The following is a 3,287-nucleotide window of genomic DNA, read 5'->3' as shown; positions in this document are numbered from 1 at the left end:
GTGAGCTTCCTATTCAAAAGCCTCTCAAAAAATCGGGAAGTAATTTTTTGCGTCAAACTAAGAAGTTTTTAACCCGACACCGCAACGTCTAATCACCCATGGCGTTGCACATTTTTTATCATCAAAACCTGTTGTTATGAAGCGTTTATTGTTGTCCTTAGCGCTAGCTCTGCCTATGTTGCAACTGCTGGCTACCAATCCACCTCTTATTGAGAATGTACTGATGAACACCAAGGTAGAAGATCGCTCGTTGGTAGTACGTTTGGCCAATCTGCAAAAAGAAAAGACCGTTCTCACCCTGGAAAGCCTGGATGGCCTAGAAGTTTACCACGAACAAGTGATCAACGATCACAATGGATTCAATGCGAAGTTGAACTTGAATGACTTACCCAAAGGCCGCTATGTGCTGAAAATCAAACAAAATTCCGGGGCGTTGCGCCAGGTAGTTGTGGTTGATCCGAATTCAATTTTGTGTTCCAAAGTAGCCGCTGAGTAAACTGCAAACCTGGATGACTCAAGTTGTCTGTCGCCTGATAACAGTTTATCATCTTCGTTTTTGAAACCGACAAAGGTTTATGCATAAGTATTCCATGTTGCTCATTTGAGTTTTGTTATTTTTGGTTTTTGGGAGCGGTTAGTTTATGTGCGATAAACTAGCCGCTTTTTTTCTCTCAATCCATCAAAACAACCAAATTATGAGCAAAAAGTGGATACTTATCCTGGGGCTGCTGTGGTCATATCTGGGGCATTCCCAGGCCAAACAGCCATTGTCTTATTACTTACCTGAAATCACCTATGATGCCAAAATACCTACACCGGAGGCATTCCTGGGCTACCAGATCGGTGAGTGGCACATCAGCCACGATCAGCAATTGGCGTACATGCGCAAGTTGGCAGAATTGTCGCCTCGCTTCAAACTGACCGAATATGCCCGAACCTATGAGGGCCGTCCACTGGTATATATCGCCATCACCTCAGAACGGAACCACCAAAACCTGGCCGATCTTAAAGCCAAACATTTAATGGTGAGTAACCCTGCGCAAGCGGATAAAGCAGATTTAAAAAACACTCCTCTGGTCATTTATCAAGGATTTTCTATTCATGGCAACGAACCAAGTGGGGGCAATGCCGCACCACTGGTTGCTTATTATTTGGCCGCAGGCCAAGGCCCGGAGATCGAAAAATTATTGAATGATGTCATCATTGTTTTTGACCCTGCATTCAATCCTGATGGGTTTCAACGCTTCTCAGGTTGGGCCAATCAACACCGCAACCGACACCTTACTGGAGATCCTCAAGATCGGGAATACAACGAAGCCTGGCCAGGCGGGCGTTTCAACCATTATTGGTTTGATCTCAATCGGGATTGGCTTTCCGGGGCACATCCTGAATCGCGCGGACGCGCAAAAATTTTTCATGAGTGGATGCCCAACATCCTGACCGATCACCACGAAATGGGCACCAATTCTTCGTTCTTTTTTATGCCTGGGGTTTCTACTCGGGTCAACCCCATTACGCCCAAACAAAACCAGGAGTTGACCATCAAAATTGGCCAGTACCACGTCAAATACCTGGATGAAATCGGATCGTTATACTATTCGCAAGAAGGTTATGACGATTTCTATTATGGCAAAGGCTCAACTTTCCCGGATGCGCAAGGTTGCATCGGGATTTTGTTTGAACAGGCCAGTTCCCGTGGGCATTTGCAGGAAAGTGCCAATGGGTTGCTGACGTTTGCATTTACCATACGCAATCAGGTGCGTACCGCTTTGTCTACCCAAAAGGCTGCAGTAGATTTAAAGCAGGAATTGCTGGAGCATCAAAAGACTTTTTTCCAAAGTGGCATTCAGGAAGCCAAAAATGATGCCCGCTTGGGATACGTATTTGGCGATGCGTTCGATCATGCTCGACTTGATCGGTTGGTTGAAATTCTGCTTCGTCAGGACATTGAAGTGTACAACCTGGGCAGCAAAGTAACGGTGGATGGCAAAACTTTTGAACCCAATCATGCCTTTTTGGTGCCTTTGGAACAAAAGCAAAACCGCCTGATTCGGGGCATTTTTGAAACCACAACTACTTTTGAAGACAGTATTTTTTACGACATTTCCAGTTGGGCATTGCCGCTGGCCTTTGATTTGCCCTATGCGGCATTGACCAAAAAAGGAGCGGATGGCAAAATATTGGGTGCCAAAGTAGAAGGCAGTAAGCCCGAAAGAGCCGCCATCACCCCACCTGCACTGAGCAATTATGCGTATATACTGGAATGGGAAGACTATTACGCTCCTCGCGCCTTGCAGTTTTTGCAAAGCAAAGGGCTGCGTACCAAAGTGGGGATGTCGGGCATTACCTTGCAAGGCAAGAAGTATGCAGCAGGAACGATCATGATTCCTGTCCAGAATCAAAGCGCGACTCCAACGGAAATTCACCAGTGGGTTGCGGAAATCGTACGCGAATTCAATGTCCGCATTGATGGCGTTGGTACAGGATACACCACTGAAGGCATTGACCTGGGCAGCAACAACTTCCAGACTTTGCGCCAACCGAAAGTAATGCTCGTAATAGGGGAGGGGACTAGCCCCAACACTGCGGGAGAAGCCTGGCACTTGCTCGATACCCGTTTTGATATGGTAATCTCCAAAGTAGAAGCGGATGATATTGCCCGCTCAAATTTGAGCCGCTACAATGTAATCGTTTTGGGGGATGGTACTTTCCAGACCATCAATGTTGCTGGAGTAAGCAAACTCAAAGATTGGGTCAGTGCTGGTGGTACCATTATTGGCATCCAAAGAGCGGTCAATTGGCTGAAAAGCCAGGGCATTGGTTATGTTGCAATGAAAGAGGCTAAGACCAATGATGCCACTCCGCTTCGCCGTCCCTATGGTGAAATCGCTGACGACCTCGGCGCTCAGGAAATCCCGGGTACAATTTTTGAAGCGGAACTCGACCTGAGTCACCCGCTAGCGTTTGGGTACAAGCGCAGTAAAATCTCGGTTTTCCGCGATGGCGAAGTGTTTATGGAAAAATCCAAAAATCCCTACGCATCTCCATTGGTGTATACCGCAAACCCACTCCAGGCAGGCTACCTGAACCGAAAATACACCGATCTGGTGAAGAATTCGGCTGGTATTGTGGTAAGTGGTACTGGTGCAGGTCGGGTCATTTACATGGCCGACAATCCCAACTTCCGCGCTCATTGGTATGGCACCAATCGCTTGTTTTTGAATGCTTTGTTTTTTGGAAATTTGATCAGCGGATCAGCGATTGAGACGGAGAAGAAGGAGTAAGAG

2 protein-coding genes are annotated in these 3,287 nt (G+C 46.9%); both read left to right on the top strand.

All coding sequences use genetic code 11. The annotated features are described in order from the left end of the window. Positions 1-136 precede the first annotated feature (136 nt). Entirely contained in the window at positions 137-496 is a 360-nt protein-coding gene (locus tag ABW391_RS28960; RefSeq protein WP_353485393.1) for a T9SS type A sorting domain-containing protein, read from the top strand. Positions 497-695: 199 nt separating this feature from the next. Next, a complete protein-coding gene (locus tag ABW391_RS28955; protein ID WP_353485392.1) occupies positions 696-3,284 on the top strand; it encodes a M14 metallopeptidase family protein in 2,589 nt (862 codons plus the stop codon). Positions 3,285-3,287: the final 3 nt, after the last annotated feature.

It is taken from the genome of Haliscomenobacter sp. (assembly GCF_040403615.1).
GTDB lineage: Bacteria > Bacteroidota > Bacteroidia > Chitinophagales > Saprospiraceae > Haliscomenobacter.
This window is presented reverse-complemented; position numbering and strand designations above follow the sequence as displayed.